We start from the raw sequence: 18,305 nt of genomic DNA, 5'->3' as shown, positions 1-18,305 counted from the left end.
GGGACGGGGTGGTCTCTTTTTCTGAGTTTCAACTTAGGAAATCAGGCCGAAAACCCTTGGACTGTAACGCTTACGGGGTCTTTAAAATTTTAGAATGAAACAGCCCTAGGGGCAAGAGGGGGTGCAAGGGGAGAGAGTCGGAATAAACGAGGCGATCGCGCTATGATAGCCTTCACTGGTGAATCAGAACACTTCATCGATTATTGGATAGGATACTCGCTTATGGTTCCCGTTGCTCTGCGAATGATTTGGGAAGCGAAAGGACGCTTTGCGATCGCCGTTCTGGGGATTGCCTTTAGTGTCATGCTGATGCTCTTTTTACTCGGGGTTTACCAAGGGGTAAAATTTGGGTCAAAAAGTTATGTTTTACATACCCAAGCATCGGTTTGGGTCAGTCAACGCAATACCCGAAACTTAATTAAAACCTCTTCCTTTTTACCCGAAACCCTCGGCAATTCCCTGAGTCAAGTCGAGGGAGTCAAAAGCGTGGATAGTCTCCTGCGCGCCATTGCCCCCGCCGAATTCCCCGATAAAACAGTGACCTTATATATTTTCGGATTTGACCCAGAAAGTCAAGTTGGCGCACCGGAAATTAGTTCCGGAACCTTCAATCTCCAACCCCAAGAAATTATTTTAGACCGCTCTTTTACCGCTACCCATAACCTCAAACTCGGTGATTCTATCTCCCTGCAAGGCTATCCCTTTAAAATTGCTGGAATTAGTCAAGGCACGAACTTAATTGTCGGCCAATTTGCCTTTGCTCGCCTTGATGATGTTCCTCGCTTACTCGGATTGCGAAATGTCCGGAGTTTTTTCCTGCTCAATCTGGACTCCGATTCCCCAGAAATTATCTCCCGCCTAGAAGAACAGTTTCCCGATTTAGTCTTTATTCCTAAAGCTAAATTTGCCGCCAATAATGTCGAAGAAATGGAAATCGGCGTCCTGCCCATTCTCTGGACTATCGTCTTATTTGGAGCCATTACCGGAGGCACAGTCATTGTCCTGATGATGTACACTTCAGTCCTCGAAAAACGAGAAGATTATGCCATGTTAAAAGCCGTCGGTGCATCCCAAAACTTTTTAGGAACCCTCGTCTTAAAACAATCCATGTTAGCTGCATTATTGGGCTTTTCCCTGGGATTTATTATCGATATTACCTTTGCCCCCTTGCTGAGTGAAGTGATTCCTTCCTTATTATTAGTCTTTACCTGGCAGGATGCGGCAGGAGTCTTAGTCGGGTGCTTAATCTTGGGAGCCATTGGCACCTGGGCCCCGATTAGAACCTTGAAACATATCTATCCCGCAGAAGTATTTAGAGCTTAATTATGGCCAATTATTCTATCTTAAAAGCCGAACATTTGTACAAAATGTATGGACAAAAAAATCTGAACTTAGTGCAAGCTGTTGAAGATGTCAGCCTAGAGTTGAAAGCCGGGGAACTCGTCCTGATTAGCGGACCCAATGGCAGTGGCAAAACCACCCTCCTCTCCTTATTAGGCTGTATGGGAAAACCCACAGAAGGCATGATAAAAATTCTGGATTGTGAAGTGACTTGTCTGCGCCAAACCGAACTCACCGAATTTAGATTAAAAAACATTGGATTCATTTTTCAAACCTTCCGCCTGCTGAATTTTCTAACGGTCCTAGAAAACGTCAAACTAATTTTAAATTTAACGGGAAAAACCGGCGTAGCCGCCCATCAACGTGCTAAATTCTTATTAGAGGAGTTAAACATCGCCCATCGTGCCAATTTCTTCCCTCCTGCCTTAAGTGGCGGGGAAAAACAACGGGTGGCGATCGCCCGCGCCCTCGCCAACGATCCCCCGCTACTCTTAGCCGACGAACCCACCGGCAGTCTAGACTATCAAACGGGACAATCGGTGATTCAGCTATTAAGTAACGTTGCCAAAACCCATCAAAAAGCGGTGGCAGTCGTCACCCACGACCCCCGCATCGAACATTATGCCGATCGCATCCTAAAAATGGAAGATGGACATCTAACCGCCAAAACCTAATTGTTCGTAGTAAAAACCCGCAGGCTGTTCGCGTAGCGTTCCGTAAGGAAAGCCTGGGTCTATACGGACAAAGCCCGCCTGCGCGGGCTCAAGAGTAAAAACGACTTTTGAACTCCGGATTTGGTATCAGTCGTTATGTTTTCTTAAGTCTTATCTTAAGTTCGTAGTAACGACTTCAGTCGTTCTCTTCTCTTAAGTCTTATCTTAAGTTCGTAGTAACGACTTCAGTCGTTCTCTTCTCCCAAACCCAACTCAAACCCAATTACTCCTCCAAAACCCATGCCAGAACCCACCCTAGAACTGCAACAGAGAATCGAACAACTCCGCCAACAAATCCAAAAAGCCAGCTATGCTTACTATGTCCTAGACAATCCCATCATGGAGGATAGCGTTTACGATCGCCTCTATCGAGAATTGCAACAACTCGAACAAGAACATCCCCAATTCATTACCCCAGACAGTCCCACCCAGCGCGTCGGTGAAAAACCCGCCACCCAATTTCAAACTGTCCGCCATAACATCCCCCTGTACAGCTTAGAAAATGCCTTTAACCTCCAAGAATTTTCCCAATGGCAGGACCGCTGGCAACGGATTGTTTCCCCTCCAAACTTTGAATATGTCGCCGAATTAAAAATTGATGGTTCAGCCTTAGCCTTAACCTACGAAAATGGCTTATTAGTCCGAGGTGCAACCCGAGGCGATGGCATAGAAGGGGAAGAAATTACCCAAAATGTTAAAACCATTCGGGCGATTCCCTTGCGGTTAAATTTAGAAAACCCGCCCCCCTTAGTCGAAGTGCGCGGCGAAGCCTTTTTAGGATTAGAAGTCTTTGCGAAAATCAATCAAGAAAGAGTGCGATCGGGAGAAGCAGAATTTGCTAATCCCCGCAATGCCGCAGCCGGGACTTTGCGACAATTGGATTCCCGGATTGTTGCCCAACGGCGATTAGACTTTTTTGCTTATACCTTGCAGATTCCAGGAATGGATGATGATGATGTTGCCCATACCCAATGGCAATCCTTGGAACGCTTACAAGAAATGGGGTTTAAAGTCAATCCCAACCGCACCTTATGTCAATCCCTAGAAGCCGTTGAATCCTACTATAATGAGTGGGATATCAAACGGAAAGATTTACCTTATATGACCGATGGGGTGGTGGTGAAAATTAATCCTATCCCCTTGCAAAAACAACTGGGATTTACTCAAAAATTCCCCCGATGGGCAGTCGCACTCAAGTATCCCGCAGAAGAAGCCCCCACCCAAATTGAAGCCGTAACCGTTCAAGTTGGACGCACAGGGGCCTTAACTCCGGTTGCGGAATTAACCCCAGTCCAATTAGCAGGAACCACCGTCTCTCGCGCCTCCTTACATAATAGCGATCGCCTCGCTGAATTAGATTTGCATATCGGAGATACGGCGATCGTCAGAAAAGCCGGAGAAATCATCCCCGAAGTGGTCCGGATTCTGTCAGAATTACGCCCGAAAGATGCTCACCGCTTCCAAATGCCCACTCACTGTCCCGAATGCGGACAACCTGTAGTTAAACCCCCCTCGGAAGCTGTCACCCGCTGTATCAATTTGTCTTGTCCCGCAATTTTGCGCGGTGCACTGATTCATTGGGGGAGTCGGGATGCTTTAGATATTAACGGATTGGGAGAAAAGCTAGTCCAGCAATTTGTCGATCGCCAATTAGTTAATTCTGTCGCAGAACTCTACGAATTGGATGTCGAAACCTTAGCTCAATTAGAACGATTTGGCAAGAAATCCGCTCAGAAATTAGTCGAGGCGATCGCCCAATCTACCCAAAAACCTTGGTCCCGCGTCCTCTATGGATTAGGCATTCGTCACGTCGGCAGTGTCAATGCTCAATTATTAACCGAAAAATTCCCCAGCGTTGACCAACTCTCTGCCGCATCCGCTGCCCAAATTGAAAGCGTTTATGGGATTGGGGCAGAAATTGCCAATTCCGTCGCTGACTGGTTCCAAGTCCCTGCCAATCAAACCTTAATTGCCCGCCTCAAAGCCGCTGGTTTACAATTTGCTGCCACCCCAAGTTCTGAACCTGCTGCTAGTCAATCATCCGCTATTTTTGCTGGAAAAACCTTTGTGATTACGGGAACACTTCCCACTCTCAAACGGGATGAAGCTAAAGCATTAATTCAGAATGCCGGAGGAAAAGTCACCGGGTCAGTGAGTGCCAAAACCGATTACTTACTCTTGGGGGAAGATGCTGGATCTAAGTTGAAAAAAGCCCAAGATTTAGGCATCAAACAACTCTCGGAAGCGGAGTTACTGGAGTTATTGGGGTAGTCCAAAAAATAGAATTTTCTAGGAGAGATACCCCCAACCCCCCTTAAGAACGCCAATCAGCTTTATAAATATGGAGTAGCCTGCGGAGGCAGGCTTTGTTCGTATAGCCCCACCCTTTAGGGTGCGGGTTTTTGCAAACCTATCAGTACCGGATTTGGTATTAGGCGAAATGTTGCATAATAGAAGAGTGACATCTTTTTACCCGATTTCAATCAACGTAATGAGTTTAGAAAATCAACCCACTCCCCTGCCGACTAAATCCCCAATGAAACTTCATGAAAGTTCCGGGCGTTGGCAGTTGGGGTTGGGTCTGTCCCTGGTGACGGTGTTCTTATGGGGTGTGCTACCGATCGCCCTAAAAATAACCGTTCAAGCCCTTGATGTTTACACCGTAACTTGGTTTCGGTTTTCCTTGTCATTTGGGATATTAGTCTGCATTTTAGGGATGCGGCAGCAACTTCCTTCCCTGGAAAAACTGCGAGGAACCTCCTGGAAATTACTGGCAGTCGCCACAGGGTTTTTGTCGGTAAATTATGCCCTTTACTTACAAGGATTATCTCAAACTTCTCCTGCCAATGCTCAAGTGTTTATTCAGTTAGCGCCGGTATTAATGGGATTAGGGGCGATCGCCATTTTCAAAGAACGCTATACCCTGCGCCAATGGGCCGGATTGGGCATTTTAACCCTGGGCTTTGTAGTATTTTTTCATGAACAATTACAAACCGTCCTGGCAGCCCCGCGTACTTATTTAATCGGCAATATCATTCTGGTGATCGCTGCCGCAGCTTGGGCGGTTTATGCCCTGGCGCAAAAACAACTGTTACAACAGTTGACATCTTCTAATATCATGCTGTTGTTATATGGAATTTGCGCCTTGTTATTCCTGCCTTTTTCTAGCCCCAGCCAACTGGTAACCCTGACTCCGTTAGAGTGGGGAATGTTGATTTTTTGTGGGTTAAATACCGTCGTAGCTTATGGCGCTTTTGCCGAATCTTTGGCCCATTGGGATGCTTCTAAAGTCAGTGCAATTCTGGCGACAACGCCCATTGTGACCTTGGTTTCCGTCTGGGTCATTTCTCTGGGAATTCCCCTGCCGATCGCCCCGGAACAGTTAACGATTTTAGCCGTAGTTGGCGCAATGTTAGTAGTTACGGGTTCAGTGGCGATCGCCTTGGGAAAACGCCCTCATTCTCCTAGAAAATCGGACCCATTCTCGCAACAATCTGGATGATACCCCATCGGATTTTTAACGATATCGAGTTGCGCCCTCTGCCGCCAAATCCCGAACTCAAGACTGTCTCAACCACCGCCATCCGCTACTGCAACTGGACCCCTTCGGATTTGAGGGATTTGAGTTCGGGATTCTTCTGGGAAGCTTCACAAAACTTGCCTAGAATCTGGACTAACGCCGCACTCTAGCCCAGGTTGTATTTTTTCCTCTATTGTCCGAATATTGCCTCATCCGATTGTGGTATTCCCCCAGCCAATAGCCCACAATCCGTTTGGTTGGCCCCTCGAAACATGGGTAACCATTGTTGCCTAGATGACATCCTCCATCGGGGCTAATGGGGTATTAATGTTTGTACCTGGGTTACTGACTCGGGACTAGAGTTTTTCTTCGGGGCTGACGAAATCGAAATAACGCCCTTATGGACAAAATCAAATAAATTTAGGAAAAGAAAAATGGACAATATAGCCTTTCTTAAGCGACTGAGGTTCAGTTGTGGAGGCCCAGTCGCCCTTTTGAAGAGGAATTTAGGGAGAGCGATTGGATCTCTGGAAACCGAAAAGCGCCCGACTCAATTCCAAGTCGAAGAAGCAAGCCGCCAATGGGGTGAACCCTTTCGCGCCTACCTTGCACTTGTTGAAGACCCTTTAGGAGCAATCAACTCTTTTGAAAACTCCTATGCCGGGGAATACGCTGATCCGCAGGACTTTGAACGCCACTATCCCGGGGGCCTCCCGGGATGTTGCTTCATCAAATCACCTCGCGGGGTGTATGCTTTCCGTAATTTTTTTAACTAATGTGGGGTTTGGGGAGCAATCAGTCCGGCGCTATAATCTTTGATTTAGCGTCGGAATACATGAACTCCCCAACTCAATTGAGTGGGGTTAAATGCTCTTTGAAATTGACAGTTACCCTGTAAAGTGAGCGATGTTAAAATATTGCTCTGATTCTTCACTACATTTACAGAATCTATCTTGAAAGTTAACCAAAAATGCGTGACGTGCGATCGCCACGTCACGAGGACAATACTTGTCAGAAAGCCGTTATAAATGTTCAATCATCGTCAAAGCGGAAACGGTGGTATTTTTTGAAGCAGTCGGATCCGGGATATCCAGTTGTAAGGAATAAGGGAACTCTCGGGCGGCAGTATCCCGGGCACGCGCTTGTTTGAGAAACAGTTGGGCGCGGATTTTTTCTAGGGAATTTTGAGCCTGATTTAACTGTTCCTGTGCTTTTTCTAAGTCGGTGTGAGCCATTTCTGGATCAATGCGATCGCCCCGTTCGGCATCATTGACTAAAACGGTCACAATATCCCCTTCAATTTCTGCAAATCCTGACTTGACAAAAATCGGAATCCAAGTGTTTTGATAGCGGATTCTCATGACTCCGACTTTAATAAATGTAACCAGTGCTACATGACCCGATAAAATCCCGATTTGACCTGTACTTGTGGGCAAAATCACCTCGGAACTGGGAGCATTCCAGATGGTTTTTGAGGGAGTGATGACATTAACGTTCAAAATCATAGGAGTTGGAGGGTTATTATATTGATGAGCAAATGATTTCAACGTTCTTGGGTGTCAACGGCGATATTATAACGCTTTTCGGCTCGGGCTGCTTAATCCAGTCTGGCCCTAAAATATCTCTTCTCCCTGGGTAGAGTGGCGATCGCCTCCTCTGATCCGTCGAGGCAGATTCACAGACTCCACCGGATCAACTTGTAGAAAAAACGGTCATTCCCTTGTCCAACCGGAATCCAGGCATTTTGGGTAGATGTCCCAACTTCGGGTTAATCATCCCCTCGATTCAGGAAGGGAGGACCTCCTGGCCAAAATTTGAAGTTGACCCCCTCCCTGGGATGGCATGGATCCTGACTGGGTTCAAGGTGAGACTGCTCAAATGTGGCATGATCAAGTTCACCGGAATCCGGGGAAAGATGCCCGCACTGGTCTGAGTATCCTCACCGAGATATGATAGAATAGAGCATCAACTTGGGTGGATAGCACTATCGGTCTGGGCTGCTTTCCCGTTCAGTTCTGTGGTGAATTTTGTTAACTTTTTTAACGTAAACCCCAGTATTGTTTAAAAATAAAATTACGAGAGAGTCCCTTTAAATTAAGGAAACAATCTCGGGCCGGGTCTCCGATGGTGGATTTCCCGATTCACTCTAAACGCGCCTAATTTAGACCCATCTATATTTAGGATTGAAAGTCAACCGTTGAAAGACCAGGGTAAGTGTTAATAATTATGAACATTTGGGATTAATCCTTAGTCATTTCACTTCAAGGGTTCAACTCAGTCTGAAGAGAAAGCGGTCAATCCCCCGCCCAGAAAAAAAACCTAAACCCAGGGATGGAACCGGCTAAATTTTCCTGAACTGACCCCTTGAAATCTCTGCGTGATTCCCCTTTAAATTGGCCCGTTCATCTCCTTGATACTCGAAAAAATACTGATACTTGGGAGAGATTTTATCCCTGTAATTTACAGAAACGATGCGACTTTAGTTTATAATTGAAGCTTAGGCAATTTTTCTGGAGGAGTGAAAGGAAGAGATTAAACATTCTCAGATAACTTTTGAGAAGAACTCTAGGCTTGAACCCTCTAGGATAATCTTAAGCCCTCAACTGAACGGTGCGACCCCTGATCACCGAAGTTCTTCCGGTGCAGATATTTGATTCGGCGACCTCTGTGGGAGGCGGGTTCCTGGACCGCAAATTTTTACTCAAAATTGCCCCAAGGAACCCTGAGATTAACAATAGATGCTTTTTTAGACGGCTGACTCATCATGAGTCTAATTCATACCCTTACAACAAACTGCTATGAGAATTTTACTGGTGGAGGATGACGAACCGATCGCCCAAGCACTTGTAACTACATTGAAACAGCAAAACCATGTCGTAGATGTAGCAACGAATGGGCTGCTCGGCTTAGAATTAGCTCAAGCCTGTGACTATGACCTGCTGTTGCTGGATGTCATGCTCCCGAAACTGGATGGAATTAGTTTATGCCGGAAGTTACGCAGTTCAGGCCATCAAATGCCCATCCTGTTGCTCACGGCGAAAGACAGCACAGAAGATAAAGTTAAAGGACTCGATGCCGGGGCCGATGATTATCTCGTCAAACCCTTTGATTTACCGGAACTCACCGCCCGAATTCGGGCCTTATTGCGCCGGGGAACAGCGCCTTTACCCCCCGTGTTAGAGTGGGGACCTTTACAACTGAATCCGAGTACCTGTGATGTTACCTATAACAATCAACCTGTCACCTTGACCCCGACGGAATATCGCCTATTGGAACTGTTCATGAGAAACAGTACCCGGGTTTATAGTCGCAGTGCAATTCTGGATCATTTATGGTCCTTTGATGAACCCCCCTCGGAAGATACCATTCGCGCCCATATCAAAGGGTTGCGGCAAAAACTTAAATCCAGTGGGGCTCCAGCCGATGCGATCGAAACCGTCTATGGGTTGGGGTATCGACTCAAACCCCAGAGTGAGGAAAAATTGGGGCAACCGCCTCGCATCCTGATGGCCGGGTTGCCGGACGAGTTGGGATTTTGGTTGCAACAGCGCCTAGGAAATGCGGTAGTTCGGGTGACCCAGACGGGAGAAGATACCCGAACAGAACTGCGCGATCGCCAATGGTCCTTGGTCATTTTAGATCAACATTTGCGCCATCCCTCCCCGGCAGAACTCCTCAAACAACTCAGCAACAAAGGACAATCCGCCTCCCCAATTCCAGTGATTTACTGTGGCGTAAAAGGGGTAGAACCCGACCCGATCGCCCCTTCGAGCAAAGGTCGAAAACCCAAAGAAACCCGGAACAGCGCAACCACCCAACAGCAGTCGGAAACCCTAGAACGGGTTACCTCCGTTCTCTATCACCCCCTGGATGGGGAGGAACTCGCTCGTGAAGTCGCTAAACTCCTGAATCTGACCTTACCCTGCCCCCAAACCCCGGCGAAACAGGACCCGACGATTGTCTCTGCCATTGGCAAAGTCTGGGAACGGTTCAAAGACAGGATTGCGGACCGAGTAACGGCGATCGAGCAGGCAACCCAGGCCCTGGAATCTGGGGAATTGCCCCCAGAACTGCACGCTACGGCAAAACAGGAAGCGCACAAATTGGCGGGGTCTTTAGGGACTTTTGGATTGACTGAAGGTTCAGTGATTGCGCGGCAATTAGAGCAGTTGTTGCATAGTCCCACCCTCAATTCCAGCCAATCTGCGGATCTCACGGCATTGGTTCAGGCCCTGCGATCGCAGATCGACCAAGCACCTATGGAGCGCGATCGCCGGGAGGGAAGTCCCCTCAACGATCTGCCCGTGCTCCTGATGATTGAGGGGGACCAAGAACTCTCCCAACAGATTGAAATTGAGGTCAAAGGGTGGGGAATCAAGGTGGTCAATAGTGACTCGATCGCCTCCGCCCGAACTGCGATCGCCGGTCTGCGTCCCGATGCCGTCTTATTAGATTTATCCACCGAAGACACCCTCACCATCAACCCCAACAATAAAGAAGAAGGACTCACCTTACTCTCGGAACTCGCCAATGGATTCCCTCCTCTCCCGGTTTTCGTCGTTACAGACCAAAGTCGGGTAGAAGACCGATTAGAAGTCGCTCGCCTCGGAGGCCGTGCTTTCTTACAAAAACCAGTGAGACCCGCTCAAATCATCGAAGCTGTCTTACAGGTTTTGCAGGGAGTTCAAACCACGGAAGCTAAAATCATGGTCGTGGATGATGACCCGCAAATTCTCTCCCTGGTCAAACATTTCCTGGAACCTTGGGGCATGAAAACCATCGCCCTCTCTAACGCCCAACGCTTCTGGGAAACCCTAGAAATGTCATCCCCGGATTTGCTGATTCTTGATATAGAATTACCCCATCTCAACGGCATTGAACTCTGTCAAGTCGTTCGCAACGATCCGCAATGGAACAGTCTGCCCGTCTTATTTTTGACCGCCCACACGGGTCCGGATATCGTCCATCAAGTGTTTGCTGCCGGTGCCGATGATTATATTAGTAAACCCATTGTCGGCCCGGAACTGGTCACCCGCATCCTCAACCGTCTCGAACGGATTCAGTTACTGCGAAACATGGCAGAAACCGACCCCTTAACCGGGGTGGCGAACCGGCGCAAATCCATCACGGAATTGGACAAGTTCCTGCACCTGTGCCAACTCCATGAACAACCGATGTGTCTGGCGATGTTAGACCTCGATCGCTTTAAGCAGGTCAACGATCGCCACGGTCATGCAATGGGAGATGCCGTGCTCCGGCAATTTGGAAAACTCTTACTTCGCACCTTTCGCAGTGAGGATATCGTGGCGCGTTGGGGTGGGGAAGAATTTGTGGTGGGAATGTATGGCATGAACAAGGAGTCTGGGGCCCAACGCCTCAGTGAGTTACTTCAAGTCCTTCATGGGGAACCTTTGGTGTTCGGGGAGGAGCGTTTACATCTGACCTTTAGTGGCGGGGTTGCTCAGTATCCCGAAGATGGTCAAACGGTGGATGCCTTGTATCGCTGTGCGGATCATGCACTGTATCAAGCGAAGACTGCCGGTCGCGATCGCATTATTGCTTATCATCATTCAGGGTAACCCATCACTAATTTTACCGAACCCGGTTAATCTCACTCCCCAATTTTCACGACAAAAAACCGGCGGAGGTTCAAACCCCCGCCAGTTCTTTAGCTGGATCACTCACTCCCTGAAATTCAGGATTGCGGCGTCGAATAGCGATCGAACCAAGACTGATAGGTATTGCGAAACCGTTCCTCTTCCACTACCAGTTCAATCCGCACTTTTGCACAACCGTTCGGTTGTCGCTTGGCAATTTCTTCTAAAATTCGGGCAGCAATTTCCGGGGAGTGAAATTCTGCGCTCACTCGGTTTGTTTCTGGCTTTTGTTGGACTGCACCGTTGGGCGTGATTCCAGGCGTTTCTTCGGACGCCATTCGATACCCCTCATTCTCGCCTAAAATAATTTCGGTTAATTTTTTATACTCGGGACTGACTTGCTCAACAATTAACTTTTCCCGACGGACGGGGACTTCAATCATCCGGGTTTCAATTTCTTTGCGGACAACCACTTCCCCGACTTTGCGCTTACCGCGATTCACCACTAATCGTTCTTCCCGTAAGGGAATGTTACTGGCAATCACTTCTTTGCGGATTTGCTTAAAGTCCGCTAAGGAACTCTGGGAGTCGATTTGATGCGATCGCTCCTCAATGGCGATCGTCTCTTGATTCCCAGGGGAGGGAACCGACTCTACCCACTCGCCGGGTAACTCCGATGGGTCAATATCGCCATTATTGTAGACCGGGGTTTGATATTCTGGAAGGGCGGCAAAGTGTTGTTTCGTCAGGGAGACAAAAACGGTATTCGTCGCATATTCTATTTTTTCAATCAAATTGCTACTCACTTTCACCAACCGACCCGGGCGATCGTCTACCAGAGAGACAATTAAGTTGAGTTGGTTCTCCGGTTCTACGGTTAAATCCATGACTCGACCCAGGGGTTGCCCTTCGGAATCGCGAACTGTAAAATCCAGCAGTTGACTCTTGAGGTTATCCAATCGACCCGTAAGTTCGCTCTGCGTCTGAGCATACCCCAGGTTCTCCCCTCTCCCCCTTACTTGATCATTCATAATTTGACTGTTCCTTTAGTGTTATTTGAAAAACTTTGACAAAATTTAAAACCATTTTTAGTCAGCCTACCTGAGCCAAAAGCCTGGTTATACTCGGCTCTTGACTCAGGTTAGATGAGGCATCTTGGTGATGAGCTTTTGTTTCATTCACTCCGCACCTATTCGGATAAGTGAGCGGCCCGCTTCCCCGGTTTTAGGGGGGCGGGCCGCGATTTTACCCGCGCCCGTTTGTTGTTAGAGCGGAAAGCCGGATATTACTTGCGGGGGCGTCGTTCCACCACAGGTTTACCTTCGGTGTCCACTTCCAATTCTTCCCGACGTAGGGTTTCTTGGCCTTCTACCATGTCGCGTTCGACTTCCTTATGAACTTCGACATTTTCGCGGACAAAGGCTTCTTTATGGATGTCTGCGGTTTCTTCGTAGACTTCGGCTCGTGCAACTTCGCCTTCTTGGAAATTCGCAGTTCCTGGAGTCACTGCCTGGGCGTCGCTCATGCCAGCACTGGTGCGTTCAATCACAACCCGCTCTTTTTCGACGGGAACCGCAGCGCGAGCCACTTCTTTTTCTACTCGCTTACCGACGGCCACTTCACCAGCTTTGTAGCGGTCTTTGTTGGCAATCAACCGTTCTTCATACAGTTTGAGATTGCGGTGGTCGGTATCGTTGCGATCGTAGAGGTGAGGTTCTTGATCGTAGTGGTAGGTATCGCGATTGCGGGTAGTCGCCGTGGATGCTGCCGTTGTAGTTGCACCTTTGCTGGCCGCAGTGCGATCGCGGTAGACATCGCGCACACGCTCTTCATACTCGTAATCGATGGGTTGCAGTTCGTCATACTCGGGCAACTGTTCGGCTTGATTTTTGTCCACTAAGCCGATCGCATAAATCCGTCCGGCATCGTAATCAATCCGAGCGGACCCGATGGGCAGCAGCACTTTTTTACCGAAGATCCAGAAGCCGGTATCCACCACGAGGTAACGGAAACGGCCCGTGTCATCTAACAGAATATCGTAAACCGTCCCGATTTTTTCATCGGTTGTACCGGCATAGATATCCATTCCTTTGATATCTGTGCCGCCAAAAATTTCGTCTCGATAGTTAGGATAAAAATCGTGAATTTTGACTAAAGCCATGATAAAAATGTAACCTGTATTCGTGTTTACGCTTTCATTCTAAGTAGAATTATTCCCAAAATACCTCTACCTGCGGGGAGATATACCCCTTGAACTTTTGAACGATTTAAGATTGAATTTGAACAAAGAATAAAAAGAGTCAATTTGAGTTAATGTACTTAGATCGAGTCAAGATTTAACCGATTTCCCTGGCGCTCACTCGACTAAATTGAATTTAGCCTAGGGGTAATTCGTAATTTCCCTCTCGCTTGCATCTATCCGATGAGGGATCTTTAGTTCTTTTTACTAAAAACTTCTGCTTTGTAGGGCATGAGCATGAAGTGAGTCAGGGGACTTAGGGTGAGGGAGTTACTCACCCTTCCATCTGCTCCTGCATCCACCCCTTAATATACCCTACTCGTCCTCGGGAAGGGAATTTCTACAGTGAGGGAGTCACTGCCATATAAACAAAACGCAAGACAAAAATACCGGCTAAAATCCATTGGGTGAGTACAGTTTCTCGCGCTTTGCCTTGAAACGTCTTGATTAGCGGATAGGCGATCGCCCCCACCGCTAACCCTTCTGCGATCGAAAAGCTCAACGGCATCACCAAAATCGTTAAAAATGAGGGAATCGACTCCGCCGGGTCATCCCAGCGAATTCGCCTCACATTTCCCGCCATCAACACCCCCACAATCACTAAAGCCGGTGCCGTGGCAAACCCCGGGACAGCTTGCAACAAAGGAATAAAAAAGATAGATAACACAAATAACAACGCCGCAGTCACCCCAGTAAACCCGGTGCGACCCCCTTCCGCCACTCCTGCCGCAGACTCGATATAAGTTGTCACCGTAGAAGTTCCCAGAATCGCCCCTGCCGTTGTCCCGATCGAATCCGCCATCAATGCTTCCGTCGCCCGAGGCAGTTCTCCATTTTCCCGAATGTATCCCGCCTGAATACCCACCCCTGCCAAAGTTCCAATTGTATCAAACAAATCCACAAACAAAAAAACAAACGTAACCGCAATAAAATCCCAGAGATTACTACTCCCAATCCCCGCCAACCCCCTAAACGCCTGTCCGAACAAATGTGAGGGAAACGCGGGAAACGCCGCAATTCCCTGGGGAGGCGGTGCAACGCCCAAAATCCAGCCCAGGATAGCTGTTGCTAGAATCCCCCACAACAGCGCCCCAGTAATTCGCCGCGCCACTGCTGCACTGGTGATGACAATTCCAGCGATCGCCACTAAGGTTGCCGGTTCCCTCAAATTTCCCAACCCCGTAATCGTCACCGGGTTTGCCACAATAATTCCCGCCCCTCCTGTTGCCGGATCTCCAGACAGGGCAACATAAGCTAAAAAGAAGCCAATGCCAGCAGCAGTCGCGTGTTTTAGGCATTCCGGAATCCCTTGAATAATTTGGTTTCGCACCTGGGAAAGGGTGAGGAGAATAAACAAAATCCCTTCAATAAAAATTGCAGCTAGGGCAACCCGCCACTCAATGCCTAAACCAATGACAACAGAAAAGGCAAAAAAGGCATTCAATCCCATCCCCGGCGCAAGAGCAAAGGGATAGTTCGATGTCACTGCCATCACTAAAGTGGCGACTGCTGACGAGAGTGCGGTGGCAATGACTAACTCTCCAAATAAATCCCCGGAACTCTCTAAAAATATCGCATTGGATAAAATTGCTGGATTCACGGCTAAAATATAAGCCATCGTCATAAACGTAGTCACTCCAGCAATGATTTCCGTGCGAAAATTCGTGTGATTTTCCCGAAATTTGAAAAATCGGGCAATCGCGAGTCGGAAATTCTGATTCCCGTTGGGAGGAATCGGATTCGGGCGATCGTCTGGATTCATCTTCTCTAGTCTCCTTCAAAAAAAGAAAATCAGCCACCAGTTTAAAGGACCGTCCAATCCGATACTGCAACTCCCCATACTTTTCCCCTTTTTATCCTGAAACTTCCCCTTTTTTGAGAAACACAACCCGGTAAACCGGCTCATCTTTATCTAAGGTGGACTGTTCTCGTTCCGTCGCCACCGGCAGCGGATTTTCCGGTAACCACTCCGCGTCCCCTTGCTGTTCAAAGTCCGGATGTTCTGCAAAGCGATCGCGCATTTCTACCGCCACCTCCTGAACATCAGATTGCAGAAAAACCATCCCTCCTGGCACCAGATACTTGGCCACATTTTCCACTAATTCCGGTTGAACCACTCGCCGTTTTTGATGGCGCTTTTTAAACCAAGGGTCGGGAAATTGAATCGAAACCCGATGCAAAATCCCCGGAGGTAAGCTCTCAATCAAGGGAGCAAAGGCATGATTGATATTACAAAAAATAAAATGTAAATTGTTTAATTGCTGTTCATCTCGTTGCGCCAGTGCCGTTTCTACTAAAGGCTCGCGGATTTCGACTCCCAGAAAATTCCAATCCGGTTCCATTGCCGCCATTTGTAATAAAAACCGCCCCCAAGCACAGCCAATATCTAAATGCAAAGGTTGGGCTGGATGGGTATAAATTTGTGACCACGTGGGGGGTACAATCGGGGTTTGATACGCATAACTGAGGGGATTAACGTGCTGTCGGACTCGTACTCGAACCAATCTCAAGACCTCCTAGAAAATTAGCCAATGGGGACTGTAATTTTATCGCATTTTGCTTCAGTTTGCCAAGAGGCGCAATCTGCTTATGACTGGGGAGGTTGGGATTAAAAACCGGGTTGATACCAAATCCGGTTCTTAAAAGTATGTTTTCGCTTTTAGAAATTGTAGGGTGGGCACTGCCCACCGTAAGGAGTAAGGTGGGCAGTGCCCACCCTACAATTTCTACTTGTCCCGGGTTTCTCATCCGGTACAAATCCCCTAGGGATTACTGAAAAAGTTGGCAAAGAAAGTATGCAAGAGTTCTTCATGAATCAAGGCGCGATCGACAATGGCTTGAATGGAGATATCAGAAAGCGGTTCACCATTGGCATAGTGTTCTATCCAAAGTTTACTAATGATATTGGGGTCTTCGGGGATGTCGGCTAATTCCCAACCTGGAAGTTCTAATTCAGCCATGAGTTGAGTCACTTTCGGATCATAACTAATGGCGAAACAGCGACATCCTGACGCAGCGGCCATAATTAAACTATGAAATCGCATTCCAATGGTCATTTCAACCCCGCGAAACAGTCCTTTTATCTCCCGGGGGTCTTCGAGCATAAACAGATGATTAGGACCGGGAAGTTGAGCTTGAATGGATTGAGCGATCGCCAAATCTTGAGAGGCTTGAAAGGGGACTAATAACAAACAAGTATTGGTGGCTTTTTGAAAGGAAATTAAGGCACGGGTGAGAGTGTCTAATCGGGCGGGAGTTAAGAGAGGATGCGATCGCAAGTTTACTGCAACCCGAGGGGCGGGTAAATCCCACAACCCCGAAACAGGTTTCCCTTCTAACGCCCAAACTGGATCCGGTGCCATTGTAAAGGGAATCTGCCAGTCGGCGAGTAAAGCAGCAGAACCGCGATCGCGTACACTCACCCTTGTGCATTGAGAAAAAGTCTGTTTCGCAATCTGGCGGGTAAAGGGGCGTTGTAAAGGGCCGACTCCTTGTCCCCAGGCGATCGTTTTCAATCCCAGTCCCTGCGCCAATCCCATCAACCCGCCATAATATAAGGGGCTAACTGCGCTGGTGACATCTTGGATCAAGCTGCCTCCCCCCCAAATAAATACATCCGACTGCCGCAGCACTTGCCAGACGGAAAAGGCAGACATCCGATTGTAGGCAGCGACTTGGTAGCGATCGCGAGTCTGGGGGGGATTACCCGAAAGCACCACAGGGGTGACAACTTCCGGCAACATCTGCAATAACGAGGCTAACAGAGCCTCATCCCCGGCATTCCCTTTTCCATAATATCCACAACAGACTGCCCGAATTGGCCCCACAATCTTCCTCCTGTCAAACTCGGCAATGGATTAAATTTTCTGCGCTTACCTCAATAACAGGATTAACCCATCACCCTTGTCAAGAGGTTGGAGTCCGGCCCAATCGGGTTAAAATAAAACACAACAAGGGCTAATGCCTATTGGGTTGTCTATTTTTTATTGATTAAATTCATGCACGCCCTCTCTATTCCCACCTGGATGATTCATGTTTCCAGCGTCATTGAGTGGATCGCCGCCATTTGGCTGATTTGGCGCTATGGCGAATTCACGGGCGATCGCTATTGGCGAGGATTATCCTTTGCCATGCTTCCGGCATTGGTAGGGGCGATGTGTGCTTGTACCTGGCACTATTTTGATAATCCCACCTCCTTAGACTGGTTGGTAACCCTACAAGCGACGATGACGGTAGTGGGAAACTGCACCCTCTGTCTAGCTGCTTGGTGGATTTGGCGATCGGCAAAACTTCAGGACAAATCTGAGGATTCTACGGTATTGGAGGAGGGTCAGGAACCGGCGATCGGTCCTCAAAAATAACAGGATAAATTTGGGCTAATTCATTAACTCACTCCCGGAAATTTTGCAGATAAAATCCACAAGTTTTTAAGATAAACTGATGATTTCTAAAGATACTTTGTTTGCGGTTTCCCTATTTCCCTATCTGGGATTTTTATGGTTTATCACTCGTTCCGGGAAAATGCCCCGGTTAGCATTGATTGGGTTTTACGGCACGTTGGTATTTGTTGCGGTGACCATTCCCGTGGGGATTTACGCCCTCAAAGTCTATCACCAGTCCTTAGCAAATGTGGATCTTTTACATGGAGGGGCCGAGGTATTTTTGACTCTCTCTAACATTTTAATCGTGTTGGGATTCCGGCAAGCGCTGCGGCGATCGAGTGAGGAGGGGTGAAGATGGGGGAGATGGGGGAGATGGGGGAGATGGGGGAGATTGGGAAGATGTTTGTAGTAACGACTTCAGTCGTTGCTCTGCTGTGATAGCGACAGCCATCACAGCAGCAATCTCAGGGTCTATTAGGGAACTCCAAAAAATAAAATCTCCAAAACGTTCGT

13 protein-coding genes are annotated in these 18,305 nt (G+C 48.0%); 7 read left to right on the top strand and 6 right to left on the bottom strand.

Going from position 1 to position 18,305, the window contains the following annotated elements:
• The first annotated feature begins 222 nt into the window (after window positions 1-222).
• The 4 genes from NG833_RS26690 to NG833_RS26675 all read left to right on the top strand — a co-directional run bounded on the left by NG833_RS26690 (window position 223) and on the right by NG833_RS26675 (window position 5,556).
• A complete protein-coding gene (locus NG833_RS26690; protein WP_254568308.1) occupies window positions 223-1,323 on the top strand; it encodes an FtsX-like permease family protein in 1,101 nt (366 codons plus the stop codon).
• Window positions 1,324-1,325: 2 nt separating this feature from the next.
• Window positions 1,326-2,015 carry an ABC transporter ATP-binding protein gene (locus NG833_RS26685; RefSeq protein ID WP_254568307.1) on the top strand — a complete coding sequence of 230 codons (690 nt, stop codon included), beginning with the start codon at window positions 1,326-1,328 and terminating at the stop codon, window positions 2,013-2,015.
• Window positions 2,016-2,294: 279 nt separating this feature from the next.
• Entirely contained in the window at window positions 2,295-4,325 is a 2,031-nt protein-coding gene (ligA, locus tag NG833_RS26680; protein ID WP_254568306.1) for an NAD-dependent DNA ligase LigA, read from the top strand.
• Between the two features lie 220 nt (window positions 4,326-4,545).
• The gene (locus NG833_RS26675; protein ID WP_254568305.1) at window positions 4,546-5,556 is read left to right on the top strand and encodes a DMT family transporter; all 1,011 of its coding nucleotides are present in this window, start codon (window positions 4,546-4,548) and stop codon (window positions 5,554-5,556) included.
• 1,040 nt (window positions 5,557-6,596) lie between these two features.
• Here the strand turns inward: NG833_RS26675 and atpC are convergent.
• The gene (atpC, locus tag NG833_RS26670; protein ID WP_254568304.1) at window positions 6,597-7,079 is read right to left on the bottom strand and encodes an ATP synthase F1 subunit epsilon; all 483 of its coding nucleotides are present in this window, start codon (window positions 7,077-7,079) and stop codon (window positions 6,597-6,599) included.
• 1,293 nt (window positions 7,080-8,372) lie between these two features.
• On the opposite strand from atpC, the gene NG833_RS26660 reads away from it, so the two are divergent.
• The gene (locus NG833_RS26660; protein WP_309143887.1) at window positions 8,373-11,153 is read left to right on the top strand and encodes a response regulator; all 2,781 of its coding nucleotides are present in this window, start codon (window positions 8,373-8,375) and stop codon (window positions 11,151-11,153) included.
• Window positions 11,154-11,269: 116 nt separating this feature from the next.
• Here the strand turns inward: NG833_RS26660 and NG833_RS26655 are convergent, their stop codons facing one another.
• The 5 genes from NG833_RS26655 to csaB all read right to left on the bottom strand — a co-directional run bounded on the left by NG833_RS26655 (window position 11,270) and on the right by csaB (window position 17,237).
• A complete protein-coding gene (locus NG833_RS26655) occupies window positions 11,270-12,202 on the bottom strand; it encodes a DUF2382 domain-containing protein (RefSeq protein ID WP_254568303.1) in 933 nt (310 codons plus the stop codon).
• A gap of 254 nt (window positions 12,203-12,456) precedes the next feature.
• On the bottom strand, window positions 12,457-13,332 hold the full coding sequence (locus NG833_RS26650) for a DUF2382 domain-containing protein (RefSeq protein WP_254568302.1): 876 nt from the start codon (window positions 13,330-13,332) through the stop codon (window positions 12,457-12,459).
• 418 nt (window positions 13,333-13,750) lie between these two features.
• Window positions 13,751-15,172 carry an NCS2 family permease gene (locus tag NG833_RS26645; RefSeq protein WP_254568301.1) on the bottom strand — a complete coding sequence of 474 codons (1,422 nt, stop codon included), beginning with the start codon at window positions 15,170-15,172 and terminating at the stop codon, window positions 13,751-13,753.
• A 91-nt stretch (window positions 15,173-15,263) separates the two neighbouring features.
• Window positions 15,264-15,914 (bottom strand): tRNA (guanosine(46)-N7)-methyltransferase TrmB, encoded by a 651-nt coding sequence (trmB, locus tag NG833_RS26640; RefSeq protein WP_254568300.1) that lies wholly within the window; start codon window positions 15,912-15,914, stop codon window positions 15,264-15,266.
• 258 nt (window positions 15,915-16,172) lie between these two features.
• Window positions 16,173-17,237: a polysaccharide pyruvyl transferase CsaB gene (csaB, locus tag NG833_RS26635; RefSeq protein WP_254568299.1), complete on the bottom strand. Its 1,065-nt coding sequence runs from the start codon at window positions 17,235-17,237 to the stop codon at window positions 16,173-16,175.
• Window positions 17,238-17,408: 171 nt separating this feature from the next.
• On the opposite strand from csaB, the gene NG833_RS26630 reads away from it, so the two are divergent.
• Window positions 17,409-17,771, top strand: a complete 363-nt coding sequence (locus tag NG833_RS26630; protein ID WP_254568298.1) for a DUF2499 domain-containing protein — start codon at window positions 17,409-17,411, stop codon at window positions 17,769-17,771.
• Between the two features lie 79 nt (window positions 17,772-17,850).
• Window positions 17,851-18,144 carry a DUF3593 domain-containing protein gene (locus tag NG833_RS26625; RefSeq protein ID WP_254568297.1) on the top strand — a complete coding sequence of 98 codons (294 nt, stop codon included), beginning with the start codon at window positions 17,851-17,853 and terminating at the stop codon, window positions 18,142-18,144.
• Window positions 18,145-18,305: the final 161 nt, after the last annotated feature.

Origin of the sequence: Oscillatoria sp. HE19RPO, from assembly GCF_024220515.1 — a bacterium.
Classification (GTDB): Bacteria; Cyanobacteriota; Cyanobacteriia; order Cyanobacteriales; family Laspinemataceae; genus Laspinema.
This window is presented reverse-complemented; position numbering and strand designations above follow the sequence as displayed.